This window comes from Streptomyces sp. NPDC007189, from assembly GCF_040703635.1.
In the GTDB taxonomy this organism is placed as follows: domain Bacteria; phylum Actinomycetota; class Actinomycetes; order Streptomycetales; family Streptomycetaceae; genus Streptomyces.
Window position 1 is genome coordinate 189,499 of the sequence record NZ_JBEYEY010000010.1, and the last position, 22,629, is coordinate 212,127.

Genomic DNA, 22,629 nt, shown 5'->3' on the forward strand with positions numbered 1-22,629 from the left:
AAATATACAAACTGGTTAGTCGGGGTCGGTGTGGCGCGCAAAAAGGGTGTCAAAGACCGCTTCGCCACCCGTACGGCCCACCGAGGCGCCGTGCGCCCCTTACCCGGTGACGGTCACTGGGAGCTCGCCGCGTCCGCTCACGTCTCGGCGTGCCGCTGTTTCGGCGCGGCCGGTACCACGGCGATGTGCTGGACCGCCCGGCTGAGCACCAGCACGCCCACGACGATCAGCAGGCCGCCGCACACCTCCGGTACGAGCCACCAGCCGGTGCGGATGTGCTCCCCGAACAGGGCGATGCCGAGTGTCAGGCTCACCACCGCGTCGCCGATGGTCAGCGCCGGCTGCGCGGCGGCCAGCGGACCGGCCTGGAGGGCGTTCTCCAGCAGGACCACGGCGGCGACACCGGTGAGCGCGAAGGCGTACGTCTGCCAGGCGCCCAGGAACGCCGTGAAGCCGCGGTCGGCGAAGGTGCCGCTGGCCGACTTCAGCAGGGCGGCGGTCAGTGCGTTGCCCGTGGCGGAGGCGGCTGCCAGCAGCGCGGCGCGCCGGGCAGGCGCGCCGCCCCGGCCTGCCAGGAGTACGGCCGCGGCCATCGCGCCGAGGCACAGACACAGGGCCGGCACCCAGCGGGTGAGCGGGGCATGAGCGCCGGCGCCGTGCGGGGCGGCGGCGATGAGCAGGACCGCGAGGCCCGCCACGCAGCCGCCGACGCCCCACCAGCCCGAGCGCGGCAACCGCTTGTGCATCAGCGGGGCGGCGACGAGCAGCGCGAACGGCAGCTCCAGGATGAACAGCGGCTGGACCAGCGCGAGCGGGCCGTTGACCAGGGCCAGGCTCTGGAACAGCGCCGCGCAGATCACACCGCACATACCGATCATCCAGAAGGGCCGGCGCGCCAGCTCCGCGAGCAGCCGGAACCCGCTGCGGCTGCTCGTCGAGGCGGCCCTGCGCTGAAAGGCGGTACCCACGGCGTTGCTCGCCGCGCCCGCGACGGCGAACACCGCGGCCAGTTCGATCACGACCGTCTCCTGCCTGCGCCGGAGGCCTCCAGGAGGAGGTTCGGGACTTCTCAGCCTACGGAAGGGGACGCCCGTGTGCCGGGTGCGGCCCGGGGCAGGAGACCGGCCGGGCGCTGATCATTCCGTCGTGCGGGCGAAGAAGAGCCGGCGGCGCCGTGGGGGACGACGTGTTTTCGGACGGCAGCGGCGCCCCGCCCGTTGATCATCGAGCGGGGCGCCGGTGCCGGCCGGTGGATCAGCTCAGGGTCAGGTCGTCGGCGTAGACCGCGCCCTGGCCGTACCAGCCGTGGACGTACACCGTGACCGTGCCCGAGGCGCCGGTCGTGAAGGGGACCGTCAGCTTCGACCACGACGAGGACGAGGTCCAGGTGCTGGCCGTCGCGCCTCCGCTCACGCCGAGATAGGCGTACGGCCCCTGCACCCAGCCGCTCAGGGTGTACGAGGTGTTGGCCTTCAGGGTCAGGGTCTGCGCGCACTGGCCCGTCTGCGCGGCGGAGGGCGCGGTCTTCAGCGCGTGGGAGCCGCCGTGCACGGAGGAGGAGACCACCGTGGCCCCGCTGTCACAGGTCCACCCGGTGAGCGAGCCCGTCTCGAAGTCGCCGTTGGTGAGGACGGCCGTACCGCCGGACCCCTTGACGGTCAGGGTGAGCGCGGCGCTGTGCCGGGCGGAGCCCGCCGTGCCGGTCACGGTGAGGGTGTAGGTGCCGGGTGCGGTGCCGGCGGCCGTCTTCACGGTGAGCGTGGAGGTGCCGCCCGCGGTCACCGAGGCCGGGCTGAGGGAGGCTGTGACCCCGCTCGGCGCGCCGCTCACCGTCAGCGCGACCGTCTGGGCGCTGCCGGAGGTCACCGAGGTCTTCACCGTCGCGGACGCGCTGCCGCCGGGGTCGACCGAGGCGGTGGCGGGAGAGAGGGACACGGAGAAGTCGTTCGCGGGCGGGGTCGTCGTACCGCCGCTGAACGGCGCGAAGGTGTGCGTGAAGTACCAGGTGTCCTGGGCGATGCCGGAGCAGGTGTCGGAGGCGCTGCCGCCGGGGCAGCCGCCGTTGTCGCGCTGCAGGGCCCAGAAGGAGAGGGTGTTGATGCCCTTGGCGACCGCCCAGTCGTACACGCTTGTGGCGTCGGCGGTGGTGAAGGTCTCCGCCGGGCCGTAGTCGTCCACGCCGGGCATCTCGGTCACGCCGATCGTGTTCCACAGCTGACTGTCCGACAGGTTGGGGTAAAGACCCGCCAGTTGGTCGTGCAGTCCACTGGCGGCGGTCTCGGTGTCCGTTGCCATGTGGTGGGTGGCGCCGTCGTAGTAGTCGAACGTCATGATGTTGACGACGTCGATCCTCGCGCCCGCGTTCTTCGCGCTGCGCAGCACGGCGAGGCCGCTGTCGGCGAGCCCGGTCGTCGTGGTCGGCAGGGTGTAGGAGAACTGCACCGAGCGGCCGTTGGCGGCGGCCCAGTCCTCGACCTTCTTGATGGCCTGGTTGCGGCGGTCGATGCCGGCGGTGTTCGTGAGGGAGTTGTCCTCGACGTCCATGTCGAGCCGGGAGACGTCGTAGGTGGTGATGATCTTCTCGTAGGCGGCGGCGATGGAGTCGACGTTCGTGCAGCTGTCGGCGATCTCGGTGCCGCCGTTGTCGGCCGCGTAGCCGCCGAGGGAGGGGATGACGTCACCGCCGCGCGAGCGGATGGTGCCGAAGTCGGCGCCGAAGACGGAGGAGCTGACGGGGGTGCCGGTGTCGCCGTTCCAGTACGGGGTGCAGGAGCCCTTCTTGTCGGCCTGGAGGAAGGCCATGGTCAGGTACTTGGCGCCGGAGGCCTGGGAGAGCGCGGCGGGGCTGTCGCCGTTGTAGGCCTCGAAGTAGGGCGCGAAGACGTGCGCGGGCAGCGGGGTCGCCGCGTGCGCGGTGCCCCCTGCTCCGAGGGCGAGCCCCGCGGAGGCGGCCAGGGTGGCCATGCCCGCGAGCAGGGCGCGTACGGGTCTCGGACGTGTCATCGGGTACTCCCGGGTTGCGAACGACGCAGGGCGGCCCGGCCGGGGCGATGGGGCTAGGCCATGATTGGTCTGGACCAAACCGGGGTCAAGGTGCGGGAGCAGCCTTTTGCCCGTTCATGGGGAGCCAAGCGGCGCACGCGGTAAGGGAGTTGAGGGCAGGGTCCGGAGGCGGTCCGGGTCGTGACCAGGCCGCCTCCTGGTCGGCCCTGCCCTCCGAAGTGGCCGCTCAGGTGGCGCGGGTGCCGCCTCCCCGGCGGATACGGCCCAGCAGGTCCCGGTGGTAGGCGGCGAGTTGCCCGGCGGGCACGGGCGCGGGGCTGCCGGCGAGGGTGTACCAGGTGTCGCCACCGGTGTGCTGGATGGCGACGCGCACGCTGTGGCCGTCGGACAGCAGGATGGTCGCGACGGTCAGGTCGCCGGTGATGACGCCGACCTCGTCGGTCATCGCTCCGCCGGGCCCGGCTGTGACGCGGTCGACGTAACTGTTGATGCTCGGTGGGGTGTGCATGGGGCGCAGGGTCGCAAAAACCCGGGCGCCGGGCCCCGCACCGCGCAGGAGTCGCCCGCCCGTGTCCCCGTGTTGGGTGTGTCGAGCGGCGCCGGGCGGGGCTCAGCCGAACAGCGGGAAGCGGTCCGCCGCCGGGCCCAGCGCCGCGCGTTCGGCGTCGGTGAGCCGCGCCCTGCCGGTGCCCACGCGCGCGTAGTGCTCGTCGCTCCACTCCGGAAGCGCCGGCCGGCCGAGCAGACCGTCCAGGGTGGCGCGGACGGCGGCCAGCCCCTCGGGAGCCGGTCCCGGGGCGTGCGGCAGCCGGACGGTCAGGTCCAGATGGTGGACCGTCGCCTCCACCGCGAGGGTCGTCATCAGGTCCCCGGCCGTCAGTACGTGCCCCTGCGTGCCGACGTGCTGCGCGGGATCGGCCGTCTGCGCCGCGTGCGCGGCCGCCGCCACCGTCTCCAGGTACAGGCCCTGGAGCTGACGGAAGTCGAGGAACATGCTCCCGTTCACCCGCACCCAGCGCCGGCCGTTCGCCGCCCCGGTGGTGTTCGGCTCCCAGTCCTGCCAGTAGGTCACCGCGTCCCGGTCCACCGGCTCCGGCGAGGGCGTGTGCAGGGCCACCAGCGCGCGCTGGGCGTCGGCCACGCAGTGGAAGACGAGGTCACGCACCGCCCAGCCGGTGCAGCCGGTCGGCAGCCACGACTCCTCCTCACCCAGAGCGGCGACGACCGCCGAGGCCGCCTCGTACGCCGCGCGCACCGCCCGCGCCGGGCAGGCGGCATCCCCTGTGTTCACGCGTCCCCCTTTCCTCCGCCGTTCAGGGTGTCAGACCCGGCTCGAGGTCGCCGTGTCGGCGGACAGCCGCTGGGCGACGTAGATCGGGATCACCGACAGCAGGACCAGCACCGCGGCCACCACGTTCACCACTGGCGCCTGCTGGGGCCGTGTCATGTTGTCGAAGATCCAGATCGGGAGGGTCTCGATGCCGGGACCCGCGGTGAACGTGGTGACCACGATCTCGTCGAAGGACAGGGCGAAGGCGAGCAGGCCGCCGGCCAGCAGTGCGGAGCGGACCAGCGGGAAGGTGACGTCCGCGAAGGCCCGGAAGGTGCTCGCGCCGAGATCCATGGCCGCCTCCTCGTACGAGGCCGCCGTACGGCGCAGCCGGGCCACCACGTTGTTGAAGACGATCACGATGCAGAACGTGGCATGGCCGACGATCACCGTGAACAGCCCGAGCCCGACGCCGAGCGGCTCCAGCACGGTGCCGAAGGCGGAGTTGAGGGCGATGCCGGTGACGATGCCGGGCAGCGCGATCGGCAGGACCACGATGAACGACACCGTGTCACGGCCGAAGAAGCGGTGCCGGGCCACCGCGAACGCGATGAGCGTGCCGAGGACCAGCGCGATCGCGGTCGCCCCCAGCCCCGCCTTCACCGACACCCACAGCGCCTGCCGGGCCCCCGCGTTGTGTGCGGCCACCGACCACCAGTGCCAGGTCAGCCCGGGCGGCGGCCAGCTCGCGCTGCGGTCGGGGTTCAGCGAGTTCACGAGGACCAGCAGCAGCGGGACGTAGATCACCGCGAAGCCGAGCCCGGCGCCGATGCGCAGGGCGATGCGCGCGGTGCGGCTGAGATGCATGGCGCTGTTCTCCTCCAGGTCCTACAGGCTGTTCAGGGCGCCGGTGCGGCGGATCGCCAGCAGATACAGGACGATCACGACGACGGGCACGGTGCCCAGCGCGGCGGCCATGGGCAGGTTGAGCTCGATGTTGGAGTACACGAGATTGCCGATCAGCTGCGTCTTGCCGCCGACGATCTGCACGGTGATGTAGTCGCCGAGGCTCAGCGAGAAGGTGAACACCGAGCCGGCCGCGACCGAGGGCAGCACCATCGGCAGGACCACCGAGCGGAACGTCCGCCCGGCCCGCGCCCCGAGATCGGCCGAGGCATCGAGCAGGTTCGCCGGCAGCTGCTCCAGGGCCGTGTGGATCGGCAGGATCATGTACGGCAGCCACAGGTACGTCAGGGTGAGCACGGTGGCCGGCAGGCCGAAGCCGGGGCCGCTCAGCCCGAACGGCGCCAGCATCCAGTCGGCGAGGCCGCCCTCGGACAGGATCAGCCGCCAGGCGTACACCTTGACCAGGTAACTCGCCCACAGCGGGGTCAGGATGGCCACCACCAGCAGCGGGCGCCACCGCGGCCGGGCCACCCGCGCGGTGTAGAAGGCCACCGGGAAGGCGATCACCGCGCACAGCACGGTCACCGCGAGCGCCACCCCGACACTGCGCAGGATCACCTGGCGGAAGACGGGCGTGGTGAACAGCTCGCGGAAGTTGTCCGTCGACCAGACCTTCACCACCTCGGAGGTGAAGGAGTTCGTGGTCCAGAACGCGGAGACGAACAGGACCGTCAGAGAGCCGAGGTAGAGCACGGCCAGCCACAGCAGCGGGGCGGTGAGCAGCAGCGTCAGCCGCAGCCGGGGCCTGCGGTGCAGGCTTCCGGCGAGCCGCCGGACGGTTCCCCGGCCGGCGGCGGTCGTCGCGTGGGTCGTCACGGTTCAGCCCTTGATCTCGGTCCAGGCCTGCACCCACTTGGCGTACGGCACGCACTTCACGTCCTTGCGGCCGTCCAGGCACTGCTCGATGGGCGTGTTCCAGAAGGCGATCCTCTTCCAGTAGTTCTCGTCGGCCGCGTGGTAGACCGTGCAGAAGTTCTTGTCGCTGGTCTCGGCGCAGGCCTTGGAGTTGGCCGGCGCCTCGCCGAAGTACTCGGCGACCTGGGCGTTGACCTTGGGCGAGACGATCCAGTTCAGCCACTGGTACGCGCAGTTGGGGTGCTTGGCCTTGCTGTACACCATCCACGTGTCGGACCAGCCGGTCGAGCCCTCCTTCGGCACCAGCGCCTTCACCTTCGCGCCCTCGGAGGAGGCGAGGTTCGCGATGACCTGCCAGGTGGTGCCGACCACCGAGTCGCCGCTCTTGAAGGCGGAGACCTCCTTCAGGTAGTCGCTCCAGTACTCGCCCACGTTCTTGTTCTGCTGCTTGAGCAGCGCCACCGCCGCGTCGAACTGCTTCTGGTCGAGCGCGTACGGGTCCTTGATCTTCAACTCCGGCTTGGTGGCCTTGAGGTAGAGCGCCGCGTCGGCGATGTAGATCGGCGAGTCGTACGCGGTGACGTGCCCCTTGTACCGCGCGGCGTCGCCGAAGACGGCGGACCAGGAGGTGGGCGCGGGGTTGACCTTCTCGGTGTTGTACATCAGCAGGTTGGCGCCCCGGCCGTGCGGGATGCCGTACATCTGCCCCTTCACGGAGTTCCAGGGGCCGTTCTTGAGCCCGGCGAAGATGTCCTTGTAGTTGGGCACCAGGGAGGTGTTGACGGGGGCCGCGTCGCCGGAGGCGATCAGGCGCAGGGAGGCGTCGCCGGAGGCCGAGACGGCGTCGTACTCGCCGGTCTTCATCAGCTTGACCATCTCGTCCGAGCTGGCGGCGACCTTGGAGTGGACCTGGCAGCCGGTCTGCTTCTCGAAGGGGTGGACCCAGTCGGTCTTGGGGTCGTTGGAGCCGTCCTCCACATAGCCGGCCCAGGCGATCAGATTGACCTGGCCCTCCGTCTTGCCCAGCTTCGTGGGGGCCTTGAGGTGGGGCGGGTTGAGCCCGGTGGCGGACGAACCGCCCGACCCGGAGGAGTCGCAGGCGGCGGCGAGCAGCAGCGCGGCGGCACAGGCGGCGGCGCGCAGGGTACGGGTGGGACGCACGGCGTTCTCCAGGGGATGTAGGGGCGGGAAAGAGGTCAGGAGGGCAGCCGGACGGCGTGCCGGCGGTGCCAGGTCAGGCGCACCCGGGTGCCGCGCAGCGCGGCGACGTCCTCGGAGGAGGTCTCCAGGTTCTGCTGCAGCGCGGTGAGCCGGCCGCCGCCGTCGAGGTCGACCAGGAAGCGCGTCGCGTCGCCCAGGTAGACGACTTCGGCGACGGTGCCGACGGCGCTGGTGTGCTCCGGCTCGTCCGCGTCGGCGGACTCCTTCAGGACGCGGATCTTCTCCGGCCGGATGTTGTAGGTGCCCGGGGTACCGACGATCCGGTGGGCCGCCTCGCCGTCGAGCAGGTTCGAGGTGCCGACGAAGGAGGCGACGAAGGGCGTCGCGGGACGCTCGTAGATCTCGGCGGGCGTGCCGACCTGGGCGATGCGGCCCTGGTCGAAGACGGCGATGCGGTCGCTCATCGTCAGGGCCTCCTCCTGGTCGTGGGTGACGAAGACGAAGGTGATGCCCACCTCCCGCTGGATCGCCTTCAGTTCTACCTGCATCTGCTGACGCAGTTTCAGGTCGAGGGCGCCGAGGGGCTCGTCCAGCAGCAGCACCCGGGGCCGGCCGACGAGCGCGCGGGCGAGGGCGACGCGCTGGCGCTGCCCGCCGGAGAGCTGGGCCGGGCGCCGCTGACCGTAGCCCTCGAGGCGGACCTCGGCGAGGGCCTTGCGGGCGCGCACGAGCCGCTCGGCCTTCGGCACCCTGCGGACCTTCAGCCCGTAGGCGACGTTCTGCTCGACCGTCATGTGCGGGAACAGGGCGTAGTCCTGGAACACCGTGTGCACGTCCCGCTCGAACGGGGCGAGGCCGGTGACCTCCTGGCCGGCGAGTTCTATCCGGCCCTGGTCCGGTGTCTCGAACCCGGCGACCAGCCGGAGGACCGTCGTCTTGCCGGACCCGGACGGGCCGAGCATGGAGAAGAACTCCCCGTCCCGGATCTCCAGGTCGACTCCGGCCACGGCGGTCGTCTCACCGAAGGACTTCCGCAGGTCCTGCAGCCGGATCGCAATTCCCTGCATAGGGGAACCTTTCTGGCGCGCTGTGCGTTGAAACGCTTGACGGTAAAAATATGAAGTCATAGTTCTAAGCTCAAGGGGCCCCCAGGGTAAAGCTTGAGTCAATGCACGAGGTGATGGCCGTGAGGCAGCACGAGATCGAGGGCGGCGCCCGCCGGGCCGTCTTCAGCCCGGTGGACAACCGGGCCCGCGTGGACGCGGTCGTCCGCCGCATCGGCGACGCCATCGAGCTGGGCCTCCTCGCCGACGGCGAGCAGCTGCCCGGCGAGACCGAGCTGGCCGGACAGCTCGGCGTCTCCACCGTCACCCTGCGCGAGGCGCTCATGGCCCTGCGGCAACAGGGCCTGGTCACCACCCGCCGGGGCCGCGGCGGCGGCAGCTTCGTCTCCCTGCCCGAAGTCCCCGCCGACGACCGGCTCAAGGCACGGCTGCGCGGCTGGAGCACCGAGGAGCTGCGCGACCTCGGCGATCACTGGGCCGCCCTGTCCGGCGCCGCCGCGCGGCTCGCCGCACAGCGCACCGAACCCGAGGACCTTTCCCAACTCCGCCGGACGGCAGGGGAGTTGAGCCGGGCCGAGGACGCGGCGACACGCAGCCGGCTGTACGGCCGCTTCCACGTGGAACTCGCGGCGGCCGCCCAGTCCGCCCGGCTCACCCGCGAACAGGTCGCCCTGCAGAGCGAGATCGGCGCTCTGCTGTGCCTGGTCCTGGCCGACGACGCATATCGTGAAGAAGTTGCGGAGCGTCACCGCTCCGTAATCTCCGCCGTGCAAGATGGGGCCCACGAAACGGCCGGCACGCTGGCCGAGCGGTGCGTCAGGGAGTCGACGGCGCGGCTCGTCGCCGTACGGCTCACCCTCTGAACGCGCCGCGTCAGGTGCCCCGTCCGCTGGAGGACACGATGGGCTGGAGCCCCGGGCTCGCCACTGTCGACCCGGACACGGAGATGTGGGTGGCCGCACAGGTCGGCGGTGCGCTGGAGGCCGTCTTCGACACGGTCGCCGCCACCCGCGCCCGGACCGAGGCCCTGCTCGGCCGGGTGTCCGCCGAGGGCCGGCGGCCGGCCAGCGCCGACCTCGCCGCGCTCCGCCCCGGACTGCACGTTCACCTGACCCGCGAGGAACTCGTCTCCGGTGTCGGCTTCGTCGCGGCCCCCGGCCTGCTGACCGACGTACCCGCCTGGCTGGAGTGGTGGCAGTCCGGCGCCGACGGCGATGTGCGCCCGCTCCTCCTCGACCTCGATCCCGGCCAGTCGGCGTACTCCGACTACACGCACTGGGACTGGTTCGCGCTGCCCCGCGACACCGGGCGCCGGGCGGTGGCCGGACCGTACGTCGACTACCTCTGCTCCGACGAGTACAGCCTCACGCTGTCCGAACCCGTCCTGATCCAGGGCCGGTTCGCCGGAGTGGCCGCCGCCGACGTCTACCTGCGGCACTTCGAGACCGCCGTCCTGCCTCTCCTGCGGCGCCTGCCCCGCCCCGCCCGCCTCGTCAACGCCCGCGGCCGGGTCGCCGCCTCCGCCGACCCCGCCCACCTGGCCGGCTCCCTCACCAGGGGCCCGGACTTCGGCGAACTCCTCAGCACCGCCCGCCCCGGCACACACGACGGCATGCGCCTGGTGCCGTGCCGGGGGGTGCCGCTGGTGCTGGTCCTCGCCTGAACGCGAGTCCTCCAAGGCGGCCGGCGCAGTGCAGGGCGGCGCCGAGCGCCCGGCCATGCGCCCACCGTTGATCACCGACGGGCCGTCGCCCTAGGGTGCGAGGAACGTCGTACCGGGAGCCGATGACCATCAGCCAGTGCCTGACCCCTCGTGCCCGCGCCGCACTCGCCGTCGGCCGGGGACTCGGCGCCGTACCGGCCCCCGGGCTCGTCCTCGGCGGGATCCTCGGCCTGCAGGGCGGCGCCGCGCTGGCGACCGGCCTCTACCCTGTGGTGGGACCGGCCGGCGTGGTGACCCTGCGGCTGGCCGTCGCCGCGCTCGTCCTCACCGCGCTGTGGCGGCCCCGGATCCGCGGCGACCGGACCACGCTCGGGATCGCCGCGGCCGCCGGAACCCTGCTCGCCGCGCACCATCTGGCGTACTACGAGGCGGTCGCCCGGCTGCCCTTGGGCGCCGCCACCACCCTGGAGTTGCTCGGCCCCTTCGCCATCGCCCTGTGCGGCTCCCGCCGCGCCCCCGACCTGGTGTGGGCAGGCCTCGCCGCCACCGGCGTCCTCCTGCTCGGCGGCACCGGTACGGCCCTGGACGCGGCCGGCGTCGTCTGCGCCGCCGGCGCCGGATGCTGCTGGGGCGGCTACATCCTGACCGGCAAGCGACTGGCCGAACGCGGCCCGGACGGCGGCGGCCTCGCGCTGGCCGTGACCTGGGGAGCGCTGCTCAGCCTTCCGTACGGCATCGCCCAGGCGGGCACCCGACTTCTGGATCCCGCCACGCTTGCCGTGGCCGCGGCGGTCGCCGTGCTCTCCAGTGTCGTGCCGTACACCTGCCAACTGGAGGCACTGCGCCGCCTCACCCCGCGCGTGTTCGGCGTGCTGACGAGCCTGGAACCGGCGATCGGCGCGCTCATAGGCCTGCTCTTCCTCGGCCAGCACCTCGCGGTGCCCCAGTGGGCGGGGATTGCGGCGGTGGGGCTGGCCTCGGTCGGGGCGACGCGCGGTGAGGGTGCCGCCGGGGCGCAGGACGCCGGTGATCACCGAGTGCGGGGCGCACGGTGACTCGCATGAACGCGTCGGGGCGGAGCGGGCGGAGTTATCGGTATGTCGGTCCCGAGGACGTGAAGGCCGGGATCCGGCCGGGAGGCAGCGGCGCCGACGTCCGTACGGCGGGCGAGTTCGCGGACTGGGCCGCGGGCAGGTCCCGCGAAGAGCTGGCCGAACCGTTCACCTTCGTCGTCCGCGTGGACGGCGTCCTGCGGCTGGCGCCGCGCCGGTCCGAACACGTCGCCTGCGCGGGCGGGGAGCCGGTGCTGAGTGCGGGAGAGATCAGCTTTCGCGAGGACGCCGGGCGCTGGGTAGTGCGGGAGGTGAGCAACCAGTCGACGGGCTACTGCCCGGACGTCGGTCATGGCCGCCGGTGGCCGGGGCCCTGGACCGCGCCGGGCTCGGCCATCCCGGACGCTTCACCCATGAGGTGATCTTCCGACGGTGTCTCACGTGCGGGCAGCACAACATCGTCCGGGACGGCCATTTCGTCTGCGTGTTCTGCGACGCCGACCTTCCCGAGCGATGGAACATCGATCCCTGACAGGCGTCCGGCGATGCGCGGCGAAGGTCACCGGCCGGGCAGTGGGCGCACCGTGAGGAGCTGTTCGGCCTGGCCGACCGGGCCGTGGACGTCGTGGAGCACGCTGCTGGTGAGGCCCTGCCCGGTCGGGCCGAAGGTGACCGCGGTGTCCAGGCCGAGCCAGCGGCCCTGCGGCTGCCGGTGCAGATGGATCGTGAGGTCGACGTTGGGGAACATCCACTCGGTCGGCGACCGGCGCACGGCGATGCCGTTGGCGGTGTCGACGAGGGCGACGTAGGAGGCGAGGGAGCTGCTCGGTTCGCCGGCGACGAGGTCGAGGTCCGTGGAGATCCAGACCGTGGCCCGGCCCGGCTGGGAGGGGGTGACCGGGCGTACCTCGACGGACGCGCAGTGACCGCCGGGCCAGACGGCGCCCAGCGACTGACCGGCGAGCCCGTCCGGCGGCGCGAGGCGCGCGTCGGCGCCGCCGGCCACGGCGCCGGTGTCCACCGCGGTGAGCAGCCAGGCCCGGGCCCGGACCACCGGCCGGTCCGCGATGCGTACGACCGCTTCGAGCAGCTCGATGGTGCGGCCGGGCCGGATCGACTCCACCTGGATCTCGCACTCGTCCAGGGCGATCCGCCCGAGGATGTCGAAGCTGATCCTGGACAGCAGCAGTCCGCTCGGCGGGCGCTCGGCGCGGTACTGGTCGATCGCGTGGACCACGAGTCCGCCGAGCGGGCTGAAGTGCATCTCGTCGGTGTCCCACGCGCCGCTCGCGTGCGGGGTGGGCTTGTAGCGATGCCGGTCTATGCGCTCGAAGTAGCTGGCGGCCAACGGGTGCCTCTCCTCACGGTGTCCGAGCGCTCGGGGTGACGCGCAGGTCGTTGTACGGTACATCCGCAAACGATGGACGGGTCATCGGGTCATCGGGGCAGGGCTTCGGCGGTGCTACACCGGTATTGAGGCGCACCGTCGCGGGATGCCCGCCGACCGGCGTGGCCGGCACCCGCAGACGTGCCGCTGCCCGGGCACCGCGCCGAGGCGGCGCCCGGGCCGGAACGGGTCGACTCAGGCCGCGAGGCGCGCGGCGAGCTGCTTGGCCTTCTCGGCGGCCTCCTCGAACGCGCGGTCACGGGAGGCCTGGTACAGCGGGACCAGCTCGGCCATCGCCGGGTTCTGCGGGGCCATGGTCAGCTCCGGGACGATGAAGTCGACGTCCAGGGCGAGGGCGTCGCCGAGTACGGCCTTGAGGTAGGTCTGTACGTACTCGTACCCCTCGCGCGGGGTGCCCGGCCCGTACGCCCCGCCCCGGCTGGCGACGACGGTCACCGGGGTGCCCTTGGCGGACTGGGTCTCGCCCGCGGTGCGGCCGATGAGGACCACGTTGTCCAGCCAGGCCTTGAGGGTCGAGGGGATCGAGAAGTTGTACATCGGGGCGCCGATCAGCACGGCGTCGGCCTGCTCCAGCTCTTCTATCAGCTTGACGCGCTCGGCGAAGGCCGTGGCCTGCTCCGGCGTGTGCGAGGCGGGGTCGGCGAAGCCGGCGGTGTGTGCGGCGGCCGTGATGTGCGGGACGGGCTGCGCCGCGAGATCGCGGTAGACGACCGTCCCCGCGGGGTGCTGCTCCTGCCAGTGCGTGCGGAAGGCCTCCGTCACGGCACGCGAGGCCGAGGCCTCGGCCGGGAACACGGACGAGTCGATGTGCAGCAGGGTTGCCATGGAGACTCCAAGGATGGCTGAGGTTTGGTACCCGACTATCTTTAACACAGGGACTTACTTTTTTTCATCCCCCTACGGCGAAGTAGTACCCTGCTCACATGACGGCGGACGTGACCCACGACGGGGCGGCGTGCAAACGGGTGGACGAGGGCATCACCCGGGTCTTCCAGCTGCTCGGGAAGCGCTGGAGCGGGCCGATCGTGGCCGTCCTGGTGGAGCAGCCCGCACACTTCGCCGACCTGCGCCGGGCCATTCCGGGCATCAGTGAGCGCATGCTGTCCGACCGGCTCGCGGAACTCGGCGCGGCCGGACTCGTGCTCCGCGAGGTCGACGAGGGGCCGCCGCTGCGCGTGTCCTACCGGCTGACCGAGGCGGGGGCAGCCCTGGAGCCGGCGCTGCGGGAACTGGCCTCATGGGCGAAGGCCCACCTTCCGGACGCTCCGCCGTGTCCCGGCGCGGAGCGCGAGCGGGCGGCGGGGTCTTAGGGGTAGGACCCGGGCGAGGAGAGTTCGGCGGGAACCGCGAGTCTTCGGCCGCGCGTGGGAACCGCCAGTCGGGCGCGGGCGAGCCGGGTCAGTCCACCGGCCAGGTGTGGACCGGCGCGTTGAGGTGCATGTAGTCGATGTACAACTGGGTCATCTGCCGCAGGGATTCGTGGCGCCCGGCGTGCGTGGTGGCGTCGAGGCGGTGGAACATCTCCTTCTGCCACAGGGCGCCGTTGCGTGCCGCCACACAGCGCTGCTCGATGATGCCGAGCAGCGGCTCCCGCCACGCGTCGTCCATGCCGGAGCGCTCAAGACCCCGGTGCGCGAGCGGCAGCAGCCTGCGCAGGACCAGTTCGGACGCGGGCACCTCGCCCGTCCCCGGCCAGTACAGCAGGGCGTCGATGCCGTGCCGGGCGGCGGTGTGCAGATTGTCCTCGGCGGCCGCGAACGACATCCGCGACCACACCGGCCGGTCCTCCTCCACCAGCGCCCGGGTCAGGCCGTAGTAGAACGCGCCGTTGGCGAGGGTGTCGGCGACGGTCGGGCCGGCGGGCAGCACCCGGTTCTCCACCCGGATGTGCGGGACGTCGTGCGAGACGGCGTACACCGGGCGGTTCCAGCGGTAGATCGTGCCGTTGTGCAGCGTCAGCTCACCGAGTTCGGGGATGTCGCCGCGGTCCAGCGTCTCCCTCGGGTCCTGCTCGTCGCACAGCGGCAGGAGGGCGGGGAAATACCGCAGGTTCTCCTCGAACAGGTCGAAGACGCTGGTGATCCACCGCTCGCCGAACCACACCCGGGGCCGTACGCCCTGCACCTTGATCTCCTCGGGGCGGGTGTCCGTGGCCTGTTCGAACAGCGGGATACGGGTCTCGTGCCACAGCTCCTTGCCGAACAGGAACGGCGCGTTGGCCGCCAGCGCCACCTGGACGCCGGCGATGGCCTGTGCCGCGTTCCAGTAGGGCGCGAACTCCTCCGGGGACACCTGGAGATGGAACTGGGTGCTGGTGCAGGCCGCCTCCGGGGTGATGGTGTCCGCGTAGGTGCGCAGCCGGTCCACGCCGTCCACCTCGATGCGCAGGTCCTCGCCGCGGGCCGCGAAGATCTGGTCGTTGAGGAGCTGGTAGCGCGGGTTCTCCGACAGGGTCTCCCCGCCGATGTCCGCCTGGCGCAGGGTGGGCAGGATACCGATCATGATCAGCCGGGTGCCGATCGACCTGGCCCGCTCGTCGGCGTGGTTGAGCGCGGCGCGGATCTCCGACTCCCACGCGTCGGGTCCGCCCGCCGTCAGCCGCCTGGGCGGCACGTTGATCTCCAGGTTGAACCGGCCCAGTTCCGTGGACCAGGCGGGGTCGGAGATCGCCTTCAGCGCCTCGGTGTTGCGCATCGCCGGCTCGGCGTCGGCGCCGACCAGGTTCAGCTCGATCTCCAGACCGACCTGCGGCCGCTCGGACTCGAACCGTGACTCGCGCAGCATCTGCGCCAGCGCGTCCAGGCACGCCTGCATCTTGATCCGGTACCGGCGGCGGTCCTCGCGGGTGAAGACGAGCGCCGGGACGTCGCGTCCCATGGGCCCTCCAGGATGCCCCTCGGCACAGCCCTCCCCACCAGCGTCGCACCAACCCGCGACCCCCACCAGGCGCGGCCCGCGTCGGCGCGGGCCGCGCGCCCCTCCGGCTCGGGGGCGGCAGCGCCGAGCACATTGAGTGGAGGGCCGGTGAAAACCCGCGCGCCGAGGCCTGTGCCGGAGAGCCGGATCAGCCCGTCTTGCGGCCCACTGCGCCGTAGAAGCCGATCTCCTCGGAACCCGCCGGGGGCGTGGTGTCCGGGCGCCAGAACGGAACCTGGACCAGCCCCGGCTCCACCAGCTCGAAGCCGTCGAAGAAGCGTTCGACCTGGTCGCGGGAGCGCAGGTTCATGCTGGCGGACGCGTTGTCGTAGACGGCCTCGGCCTCGCTGCGGTCGTCGGCGAAGTCACCGGTGGCGTGGGAGAGCACCAGGAAGCTGCCGGGCGGAAGCGCGTCGCGCAGGGTGGCCACGACGCGCCCGGGCTCGTCCGCGTCGCGGAGGAAGTGGAGGACGGCGACGAGGAACAGGGCGACCGGCCGGCCGAAGTCGATGACCCGGCGCACCTCGGGGTGGTCGACGATGGACTGCGGCTCGCGCAGGTCCGCCAGGACGATGCTGGTCGTGCCGGCCCGGTTGAGCAGCGCGTCGCCGTGCGCCTTCACGATCGGGTCGTTGTCGACGTAGGCGACGCGCACATCCGGCGCCAGCTCCTGGGCGACCTCGTGCACGTTCGGGGAGGTGGGCAGCCCGGTACCGACGTCCAGGACCTGACGGACACCGCTGCCGATCACGTACCGGACCGCACGCTGCAGGAACGCGCGGTTGGCCCGCACGGAGATCCACACCTCGGGCGCCGCCGCGGCCAGTTGGTCGGCCGCCACCTGGTCCACCTCGTAGTTGTCCTTGCCGCCCAGGAGGTAGTCGTAGATCCGTGCGGGATGCGGCTTGCTGGTGTCGATGTGCACGGCCTGGCCGCCGTCCTGAGTCACGCTGAACTCCTCTCCACGACCGTCACGGCCTCGGTCCCGCAGACGGTTGGCCAAAGCTTCCCATATCAACTACCGGGTGTGCGTCACGAGTTCCGGGCCCTTGCGAGGGCGACGACGCCCGGCCGGGCGCCACCCGAACGGCCCGTTCTGGCATGCCTGGCGTCGTTCCGTCACCCGGCCGGACCGGCTCCGGTGGACTGCGCGCCGTCGGCGTCGGATGGTCGGAACAAGATCGGTGAGTCGATGCTTCGTCCGACCGGTCGCCGGGTCGTCCCTCCGTGTCCGTGACGAGGCGGGCCGACGCGCCGGGGGCGGGGAACGGTGAATCCATGCGCTCGGGTCGTTCCCCGCCCTTCCCGCCCTTCCCGCCCGGTGAGGCCGGGCCCGGCCTTCTCACTGGGCATGCGCCGGATGATCGACGGTGACCGGCCCTCCCCCCCAGGTGGATCTCGCGCCCGCGCTCCCAGCGAGCTTGCGCTGCGAAACCGATCGGTTTACCGTACGGAGGAGTCGTTGGAAACCGATCGGTTTCCCGCCTGTCTGGAGATGCACATGACCTCGATCAAGGACTCCGTCGCACTGGTCACCGGCGGCAGCCGCGGCCTCGGCAAGGCGCTGGTGGAGGAGTTGTACGCGCGCGGCGCCGCGAAGGTGTACGCCACGGCCCGTGATCCGCGCACCGTGACCCACCCCGACGCGGTGCCGCTCGCCCTGGAGGTCACCGATCCCGCGTCGGTCGAGGCCGTGGCCGCGCAGGCCCAGGACGTCACCATCGTGATCAACAACGCCGGCGTCTCCGTCGGCGCGCACTCGTTCCTCGAAGCCCCCCTCGACGACGTACGGCGTGAGTTCGAGGTCAACTTCTTCGGCCCGCTGCTGGTCACCCGTGCCTTCGCCCCGGTCGTGGCGCGCAACGGCGGCGGACACCTCCTCAACGTCCACTCCGTGCTCTCCTGGATCGGTGTCGCCGGTTCCTACAGCGCCACCAAGGCCGCGCTGTGGTCGCAGACCAACACCCTGCGCCTCGAACTGCGTTCACGCGGCATCGACGTCACCGGACTGCACGTCGGCTACATCGACACCGACATGGTCTCCGGCATCGACGCCCCCAAGTCGGCCGCCCGTGACGTCGCCGTGCTGGCACTGGACGGGGTGGAAGCCGGGGCGCACGAGGTGCTGGCGGACGACCTCACCCGCGACGTGAAGGCAAAGCTCTCGGGAGACCTGGCGGACCTGTACCCGCAGCTGGCCGACTAGGGCACCCTTCGGGCCGTACCCGATCACGAGCCGGGCGCTCACCTGCTCACGGCCGCGCCGGCAGGCGAAACCCACCGGTCACAGCCGTCACGACCACCGGCGTTTCGGCCACCGCCGTCCCTCACGGAAGCCCTGCGCAGACGCGGGCGATTCGAACGCATGCGTTTTTGGACGAAGCCGGGCCCCGCGCTTCCGCCGCGTCGAACGCTCGGCCGCCGTGGGCGCACGCGGGTGGCCTGTTCGCCGACCTCGTCGCCCTGGCCAAGGCCCGGTGACCGAGGGCATCCGTCCGTGCCGCTCCCGTACGATCAAGATCACGTTGACCGAGACGAGGGGAACCGAACCATGGACTACGTCAAGCTCGGCACGAGCGGTCTGGAGGTCTCCCGGCTGGCGCTGGGCTGCATGAGCTACGGCGTCCCCGACCGGGGCCCGCACCCGTGGACCCTGGACGAGGAGGCCGCCCGCCCGCTCATCCGCCAGGCCCTGGACGCGGGAATCACCTTCTTCGACACCGCCAACAGCTACTCCGCCGGCACCAGCGAGGAGATCGTCGGCAGGGCGCTCGGGGAGATGGCCCGGCGCGAGGACGTCGTGATCGCCACGAAGGTCTTCTTCGCGGTGGCGGACGGCGCGGCGCGCAGCGACCGCCCCAACCGGTCGGGGCTGTCCCGCAAGGCGATCATGACGGAGATCGACCACAGCCTGCGCCGCCTCGGCACCGACTACGTCGACCTCTACCAGATCCACCGCTTCGACCCGCACACCCCGGTCGAGGAGACGATGGAGGCGCTGCACGACGTCGTCAGGGCCGGCAAGGCCCGCTACATCGGGGCGAGTTCGATGTACGCCTGGCAGTTCGCCAAGCTGCAGCACACGGCCGAGCGGCACGGCTGGACCAAGTTCGTGTCCATGCAGAACCACTACAACCTGCTCTACCGCGAGGAGGAGCGGGAGATGCTGCCGCTCTGCGCCGACCAGGGCGTCGGTGTGCTCCCGTGGAGCCCGCTCGCCCGGGGCCGGCTCACCCGCGACTGGGACGCCACCAGCGTCCGCGGCGAGACGGACGCCTATGGCCGCACCCTGTACCAGCCGGACGACAAGCGGATCGTCGACGCCGTCGCCGCGATCGCCGAGCGCCGCGGTGTCCCGCGCGCCCAGGTGGCCCTGGCCTGGGTCGCCTCCCGCTCCGGCGTCACGGCGCCCATCGTCGGCGCCACCAAGCCCCATCACATCGAGGACGCGCTCGCCGCGCTCGACCTCCACCTCACCGAGGAGGAGACCGGGGAACTCGAGGAGCCGTACACGGCCAGGGGGATCAGCGGCCACTGAGCAGGCCGCACGCTCTCGAAGGATCAACCGCGCCCGTCTGTCCTTTCCTGGACAGACGGGCGTGACCTTCCCTGGACAGACGGGCGCCGCTGTTCATAGAGTTCCTGTCCAGGATTGGAAAATCCGTCCAAGCCGTGTCTGCGACGCTCGATACACGGACCGCAGGAAGGGAAGAGGAGCCCGTCATGGCCGCCGCTCTGCCCGTAACATTCGACGACGTCCGTGCGGCCGCCGCACGCCTGGAAGGGGTCGTCCACCGCACCCCGGTCGTCACCTCGCGCACCCTGAACGCCCTCGTCGGCGCCGAGGTGTTCGTCAAGTGCGAGAACTTCCAGCGCGTCGGCGCCTTCAAGTTCCGCGGCGCCTACAACGCGGCGGCCCAACTCCCCCCGGACCGCCTCGCCAAGGGCATCGCCGCCTACTCCTCCGGCAACCACGCCCAGGCCACCGCCCTGGCCGCCCGCGAACTCGGCACCAGCGCCGTCATCCTGATGCCCGAGGACGCCCCACGGCTCAAACGGGAGGCGACCGCCGGATACGGCGCCGAGATCGTGACCTACGACCGCTACGCCGAGGACCGTACCGCGCTCGGTACGGCACTGGCCGAGGACCGCGGCCTGGCCCTCATCCCGCCCTACGACCACCCGCACGTCATCGCCGGACAGGGCACCGCGACCCTCGAACTCCTCGACGGGACCGGCCCGCTCGACGCCCTGATCGTCCCCGTGGGAGGCGGCGGACTGATCGCCGGCAGCGCCACCGCGGCCAAGGCCCTGCACCCCGGTATCCGGGTCATCGGTGTGGAGCCGGAGGAAGGGGACGACACAAAGCGCTCTCTGGAGAGCGGTGCCCGCGTCACCGTACCCGTGCCCCGGACCATCGCCGACGGGCAGGCCGTGCCCACGCCCGGTGAGATCACCTTCGAGATCAACCGGCGCCTGGTCGACGCCATCGCCCTCGTCAGCGACGCGGAGATCGTCACCGCCATGCGCTTCGCCTTCGAACGGCTGAAGATCGTCCTGGAGCCCAGCGGCGCCACCGGCCTCGCCGCCCTCCTGGCCGGCCGCGTCGACCCCCTCCCGCCCCGCGTCGGCATCATCGCCTCCGGGGGCAACATCGATGCGCGCAGGTTCGCCGAACTCCTCGGTCGGTGAAGGGCGGTACGACACCGCACCCGTGTGCCGGTCGTGCCGTGCCGAGGACCATGGGCCGGGCCATGGGACACCTCCGGCATCCCATAGTGTCGGCGCATGATGAGTGAGTTCAGCAACGCCTTCCTGCTCGAGGCAGAGCGGCACGCCGCGTGGGGCGCCGCGCAGTTGGAGGCCCTGAACGCGTTCCTGCCCGACGGACCCTGGAACGCCGATCTGCCGTCCTGCCTTTACCGGCAAGGGGAGTTGACGCTGCGCGTGGCGGTGCTGGGCACCTATGACGCGGCCGAGCAGTCCTGGATGTGGGGCTGGGCCAACCCCGGTCTGCGAGGCACCGAGGTGGTGGCCGCGACCGGCGCGATCGAGCGCCACGGACGGGCCGCCGGCATCGCCGAGCTGACCGAGGAGGTCCTGCACCTGTCCGGTTTCCCCGATGCCCGCAGAGCGGCGGAGATGCTCGCCTTCACCGGCATGGGGGTGGCCGGTGCCCCGGGCTACATCGGCGTGCCGGCGGGAGGCGACACCCGGGTCTACTTCCTCCCCGTCGACGCCCAGGTCCCGCGCTCCGGCGTCGACCCCGTCACGCTGCCCCGGACCCTGCTCACCGGAGCCGGCCTGATCGGCTGCTCGGCCCGGCACGTCGTGGCCGGCTACTGCGACCACCACGGCCTGCCCTGGCACAGCGAGCCCAGCCGGATCGTCGCCGAACTGCCCGACGGCAGCGCGGCCGAGGTCGACTTCGACGATCTCGGCCGGATCTCGGGGGTCGGCGTGAAGGTGCTGCCCTGACCACCGTGCGAGCAGCGGCCGGTGCGGGAAACCGGCTGCGTGCTCGCACGACGGCCCCGTTCCCGTGCCCGCATGTCGATGCCACGGTGTGCTGAAGCCGCTGGTCAGGGCCCGTTGTCAGTGCTCGCCCCTACGGTTTGATCAGTGAGGACCTGCTGGAACGGCCGCGGGTCCGTCCCGGGGAGGGGTGTGCCATGACCACGGCGTCCGCGGTGTCGACGACGTATCTGGAGCTGTCGCAGGAGGGTGGGGGCGCCCACAAGTTCTACGAAGTGACCGTCGACGGCACGGTGGTGACGGTGCGGTACGGCAGGATCGGCGCCGCAGGGCAGACCCAGACCACGACCTTTCCCACCGCCGAGAAGGCCAGGGCGGCCGCCGCGAGGAAGGTGGGCGAGAAGGTCCGCAAGGGATACGCCCCGGCCGTCCAGGGGCAGCGCGCCCCACGCCCGGTGACACGGCGTCAGGTCAGTTCCGCCCCCTCCACCGCGCGCGCTGTGGCGCCCGTGCTGTGGCGCTTCCGCACCGGCTCCGCCGCCTTCGGCATCCATGTCGACGACGAGCACTGCTGGGTGGGCAACCAGGCGGGCGATGTCTACACCCTCGGCCACGACGGCGCCGTCCTCGCCCGGTTCAGCCTGCCGGACGGCGTGAAGTGCCTGGTCGCCGACGACTTCTGGATCTACGCGGGCTGCGACGACGGCAAGGTCTACGACCTGTCCTCCAAGCTCCCGTTCGCCGCGTACGACATCGCCGCCGACGTCGACATCTTCTGGCTGGACATCCACGAGGGCATCCTGCACGTCTCGGACCGCGCCGGCCGGCTCACCGTCATCGACCACGAGGACGAACACCAGTGGTCCCGCCGCAGCCAGGGCGAGCACGCCTGGATGGTCCGCGCCGACGACCGCGCCGTCTACCACGGCCACCAACGGGGCGTCACCGCCTACGCCCCCGACGGCGGCGGCGAGTTGTGGCACACCGCCACCAAGGGCAGCGTGCTGTTCGGCTGGCAGGAGGAGGACGCCGTCTACGCGGGCACCGGGCACCGCGTGGTCCAGCGGCTGTCGAAGACGACGGGCGCCATCGAGGCCACGTACGCCTGCGACAGCGCCGTGTACTCGTGTGCCACGTCCCCACGCGGGAGGTTCGTGTTCGCGGGCGACGCCGCCTCCTCCGTCTACTGCTTCGACCAGGACGGCACGCGCCTGTGGAAGCTCGGCACGGGCGGCGGCTCGGCGCTGTCCATGCAGTACCGCGACGAGCGGCTGTACCTGGTCACCACCGACGGCTCGCTGGTGTGCGTCGACGCGAGCGAGACGGCCATCGCCGCCGCCCAGCAGGGCACGGTGCCGGTGGCCCGGGACGTCAAGCTGGCCGCCGCCCTGCCCACGTACGCCCCCGCCACCGCCGTCGCCGAGGTGGCCACGGTCGCCCAGGCTCCCGCCGGAGCCGTGGTGGTCGAGTGCGTGCAGGAGGGCGGCCGGCTCCGGGTGCATGTGGTGTCCGAGGGCTACGACACCTCCTGGAACGTCCAGTTCCCGCGCACGATACGGCACCCGGGCGCCCGCTACGTCGTGGACGCCCTGCACCCCGCGGCGGGCGGCTTCTACCGCGTCCGCGGCGACATCCGCCGCCTGCTGTGACACTTCGGGTCGCCCTATCGGCCCTGGGTTCAGGGTCGGACGGGCGTCGCGTCCGCCGCCTGCTGTGACACTTCGGGTCGCCCTATCGGCCCTGGGTTCAGGGTCGGACGGGCGTCGCGTCCGCCGCCTGCTGTGACACTTCGGGTC

The 22,629-nt window shown here is 71.8% G+C and carries 21 protein-coding genes and 1 pseudogene; 10 read left to right on the forward strand and 12 right to left on the reverse strand.

Annotated features, from left to right (window positions below):
• Window positions 1–137: 137 nt before the first annotated feature.
• The 8 genes from AB0950_RS21810 to AB0950_RS21845 all read right to left on the reverse strand — a co-directional run bounded on the left by AB0950_RS21810 (window position 138) and on the right by AB0950_RS21845 (window position 8,322).
• Window positions 138–1,019 carry a DMT family transporter gene (locus tag AB0950_RS21810; protein WP_366779239.1) on the reverse strand — a complete coding sequence of 294 codons (882 nt, stop codon included), beginning with the start codon at window positions 1,017–1,019 and terminating at the stop codon, window positions 138–140.
• A gap of 235 nt (window positions 1,020–1,254) precedes the next feature.
• The gene (locus tag AB0950_RS21815) at window positions 1,255–3,003 is read right to left on the reverse strand and encodes a carbohydrate binding domain-containing protein (protein WP_366779240.1); all 1,749 of its coding nucleotides are present in this window, start codon (window positions 3,001–3,003) and stop codon (window positions 1,255–1,257) included.
• A gap of 226 nt (window positions 3,004–3,229) precedes the next feature.
• Window positions 3,230–3,511 carry a hypothetical protein gene (locus AB0950_RS21820; RefSeq protein ID WP_330336199.1) on the reverse strand — a complete coding sequence of 94 codons (282 nt, stop codon included), beginning with the start codon at window positions 3,509–3,511 and terminating at the stop codon, window positions 3,230–3,232.
• Window positions 3,512–3,613: 102 nt separating this feature from the next.
• Window positions 3,614–4,294 carry a maleylpyruvate isomerase N-terminal domain-containing protein gene (locus AB0950_RS21825; protein ID WP_366779241.1) on the reverse strand — a complete coding sequence of 227 codons (681 nt, stop codon included), beginning with the start codon at window positions 4,292–4,294 and terminating at the stop codon, window positions 3,614–3,616.
• A gap of 30 nt (window positions 4,295–4,324) precedes the next feature.
• Window positions 4,325–5,140: an ABC transporter permease gene (locus tag AB0950_RS21830; protein WP_330336197.1), complete on the reverse strand. Its 816-nt coding sequence runs from the start codon at window positions 5,138–5,140 to the stop codon at window positions 4,325–4,327.
• Between the two features lie 21 nt (window positions 5,141–5,161).
• Window positions 5,162–6,055: an ABC transporter permease gene (locus AB0950_RS21835; protein WP_360156158.1), complete on the reverse strand. Its 894-nt coding sequence runs from the start codon at window positions 6,053–6,055 to the stop codon at window positions 5,162–5,164.
• 3 nt (window positions 6,056–6,058) lie between these two features.
• Entirely contained in the window at window positions 6,059–7,255 is a 1,197-nt protein-coding gene (locus AB0950_RS21840; RefSeq protein ID WP_366779242.1) for an ABC transporter substrate-binding protein, read from the reverse strand.
• 35 nt (window positions 7,256–7,290) lie between these two features.
• Complete coding sequence (locus tag AB0950_RS21845; protein WP_360156152.1) at window positions 7,291–8,322, reverse strand: ABC transporter ATP-binding protein; 1,032 nt, start codon at window positions 8,320–8,322, stop codon at window positions 7,291–7,293.
• Window positions 8,323–8,441: 119 nt separating this feature from the next.
• Here AB0950_RS21845 and AB0950_RS21850 point away from each other — a divergent pair, with 119 nt between their 5' ends.
• The 4 genes and pseudogenes from AB0950_RS21850 to AB0950_RS21865 all read left to right on the forward strand — a co-directional run bounded on the left by AB0950_RS21850 (window position 8,442) and on the right by AB0950_RS21865 (window position 11,566).
• Window positions 8,442–9,182 carry a GntR family transcriptional regulator gene (locus tag AB0950_RS21850; RefSeq protein WP_366779243.1) on the forward strand — a complete coding sequence of 247 codons (741 nt, stop codon included), beginning with the start codon at window positions 8,442–8,444 and terminating at the stop codon, window positions 9,180–9,182.
• A gap of 38 nt (window positions 9,183–9,220) precedes the next feature.
• Complete coding sequence (locus AB0950_RS21855; protein ID WP_366779244.1) at window positions 9,221–9,982, forward strand: cache domain-containing protein; 762 nt, start codon at window positions 9,221–9,223, stop codon at window positions 9,980–9,982.
• A 122-nt stretch (window positions 9,983–10,104) separates the two neighbouring features.
• Complete coding sequence (locus AB0950_RS21860) at window positions 10,105–11,037, forward strand: EamA family transporter (protein WP_360156143.1); 933 nt, start codon at window positions 10,105–10,107, stop codon at window positions 11,035–11,037.
• A 5-nt stretch (window positions 11,038–11,042) separates the two neighbouring features.
• Window positions 11,043–11,566: pseudogene (locus AB0950_RS21865) on the forward strand (hypothetical protein).
• Between the two features lie 27 nt (window positions 11,567–11,593).
• Here AB0950_RS21865 and AB0950_RS21870 read toward each other — a convergent pair.
• Window positions 11,594–12,382 (reverse strand): thioesterase family protein, encoded by a 789-nt coding sequence (locus AB0950_RS21870; protein WP_366779245.1) that lies wholly within the window; start codon window positions 12,380–12,382, stop codon window positions 11,594–11,596.
• A 234-nt stretch (window positions 12,383–12,616) separates the two neighbouring features.
• Complete coding sequence (locus tag AB0950_RS21875) at window positions 12,617–13,267, reverse strand: NAD(P)H-dependent oxidoreductase (protein WP_360156134.1); 651 nt, start codon at window positions 13,265–13,267, stop codon at window positions 12,617–12,619.
• Window positions 13,268–13,365: 98 nt separating this feature from the next.
• Here AB0950_RS21875 and AB0950_RS21880 point away from each other — a divergent pair, with 98 nt between their 5' ends.
• Window positions 13,366–13,752, forward strand: coding sequence for a helix-turn-helix domain-containing protein (locus AB0950_RS21880; RefSeq protein ID WP_360156131.1), 387 nt, complete (start codon window positions 13,366–13,368; stop codon window positions 13,750–13,752).
• An 88-nt stretch (window positions 13,753–13,840) separates the two neighbouring features.
• Here AB0950_RS21880 and AB0950_RS21885 read toward each other — a convergent pair whose 3' ends face one another.
• Both AB0950_RS21885 and AB0950_RS21890 read right to left on the reverse strand, forming a co-directional pair.
• Window positions 13,841–15,319 (reverse strand): glutamate--cysteine ligase, encoded by a 1,479-nt coding sequence (locus AB0950_RS21885; protein WP_360572934.1) that lies wholly within the window; start codon window positions 15,317–15,319, stop codon window positions 13,841–13,843.
• Between the two features lie 187 nt (window positions 15,320–15,506).
• Window positions 15,507–16,307, reverse strand: a complete 801-nt coding sequence (locus AB0950_RS21890; protein WP_366779246.1) for an SAM-dependent methyltransferase — start codon at window positions 16,305–16,307, stop codon at window positions 15,507–15,509.
• A gap of 552 nt (window positions 16,308–16,859) precedes the next feature.
• On the opposite strand from AB0950_RS21890, the gene AB0950_RS21895 reads away from it, so the two are divergent.
• From AB0950_RS21895 to AB0950_RS21915, 5 genes are all read left to right on the forward strand, one after another.
• Window positions 16,860–17,564 (forward strand): SDR family oxidoreductase, encoded by a 705-nt coding sequence (locus AB0950_RS21895; RefSeq protein WP_360156123.1) that lies wholly within the window; start codon window positions 16,860–16,862, stop codon window positions 17,562–17,564.
• Between the two features lie 345 nt (window positions 17,565–17,909).
• Entirely contained in the window at window positions 17,910–18,896 is a 987-nt protein-coding gene (locus AB0950_RS21900; protein WP_360572930.1) for an aldo/keto reductase, read from the forward strand.
• A 185-nt stretch (window positions 18,897–19,081) separates the two neighbouring features.
• Window positions 19,082–20,050: a threo-3-hydroxy-L-aspartate ammonia-lyase gene (locus tag AB0950_RS21905; protein ID WP_360156117.1), complete on the forward strand. Its 969-nt coding sequence runs from the start codon at window positions 19,082–19,084 to the stop codon at window positions 20,048–20,050.
• Window positions 20,051–20,146: 96 nt separating this feature from the next.
• Window positions 20,147–20,836, forward strand: a complete 690-nt coding sequence (locus AB0950_RS21910) for a DUF6882 domain-containing protein (RefSeq protein ID WP_366779247.1) — start codon at window positions 20,147–20,149, stop codon at window positions 20,834–20,836.
• 194 nt (window positions 20,837–21,030) lie between these two features.
• Window positions 21,031–22,482 carry a WGR domain-containing protein gene (locus AB0950_RS21915; protein ID WP_366779248.1) on the forward strand — a complete coding sequence of 484 codons (1,452 nt, stop codon included), beginning with the start codon at window positions 21,031–21,033 and terminating at the stop codon, window positions 22,480–22,482.
• The last annotated feature ends 147 nt before the right edge of the window (window positions 22,483–22,629 follow it).

Excerpts from the sequence above, each read along its gene's own strand:
- AB0950_RS21900 (WP_360572930.1), top strand. The coding sequence starts at position 17,910 with ATGGACTACGTCAAGCTCGGCACGAGCGGTCTGGAGGTCTCCCGGCTG.
- AB0950_RS21845 (WP_360156152.1), bottom strand. The coding sequence starts at position 8,322 with ATGCAGGGAATTGCGATCCGGCTGCAGGACCTGCGGAAGTCCTTCGGT.
- AB0950_RS21910 (WP_366779247.1), top strand. The coding sequence starts at position 20,147 with ATGATGAGTGAGTTCAGCAACGCCTTCCTGCTCGAGGCAGAGCGGCAC.
- AB0950_RS21820 (WP_330336199.1), bottom strand. The coding sequence starts at position 3,511 with ATGCACACCCCACCGAGCATCAACAGTTACGTCGACCGCGTCACAGCC.
- AB0950_RS21905 (WP_360156117.1), top strand. The coding sequence starts at position 19,082 with ATGGCCGCCGCTCTGCCCGTAACATTCGACGACGTCCGTGCGGCCGCC.
- AB0950_RS21830 (WP_330336197.1), bottom strand. The coding sequence starts at position 5,140 with ATGCATCTCAGCCGCACCGCGCGCATCGCCCTGCGCATCGGCGCCGGG.
- AB0950_RS21915 (WP_366779248.1), top strand. The coding sequence starts at position 21,031 with ATGACCACGGCGTCCGCGGTGTCGACGACGTATCTGGAGCTGTCGCAG.
- AB0950_RS21860 (WP_360156143.1), top strand. The coding sequence starts at position 10,105 with ATGACCATCAGCCAGTGCCTGACCCCTCGTGCCCGCGCCGCACTCGCC.
- AB0950_RS21880 (WP_360156131.1), top strand. The coding sequence starts at position 13,366 with ATGACGGCGGACGTGACCCACGACGGGGCGGCGTGCAAACGGGTGGAC.
- AB0950_RS21885 (WP_360572934.1), bottom strand. The coding sequence starts at position 15,319 with ATGGGACGCGACGTCCCGGCGCTCGTCTTCACCCGCGAGGACCGCCGC.
- AB0950_RS21855 (WP_366779244.1), top strand. The coding sequence starts at position 9,221 with ATGGGCTGGAGCCCCGGGCTCGCCACTGTCGACCCGGACACGGAGATG.
- AB0950_RS21815 (WP_366779240.1), bottom strand. The coding sequence starts at position 3,003 with ATGACACGTCCGAGACCCGTACGCGCCCTGCTCGCGGGCATGGCCACC.
- AB0950_RS21895 (WP_360156123.1), top strand. The coding sequence starts at position 16,860 with ATGACCTCGATCAAGGACTCCGTCGCACTGGTCACCGGCGGCAGCCGC.
- AB0950_RS21875 (WP_360156134.1), bottom strand. The coding sequence starts at position 13,267 with ATGGCAACCCTGCTGCACATCGACTCGTCCGTGTTCCCGGCCGAGGCC.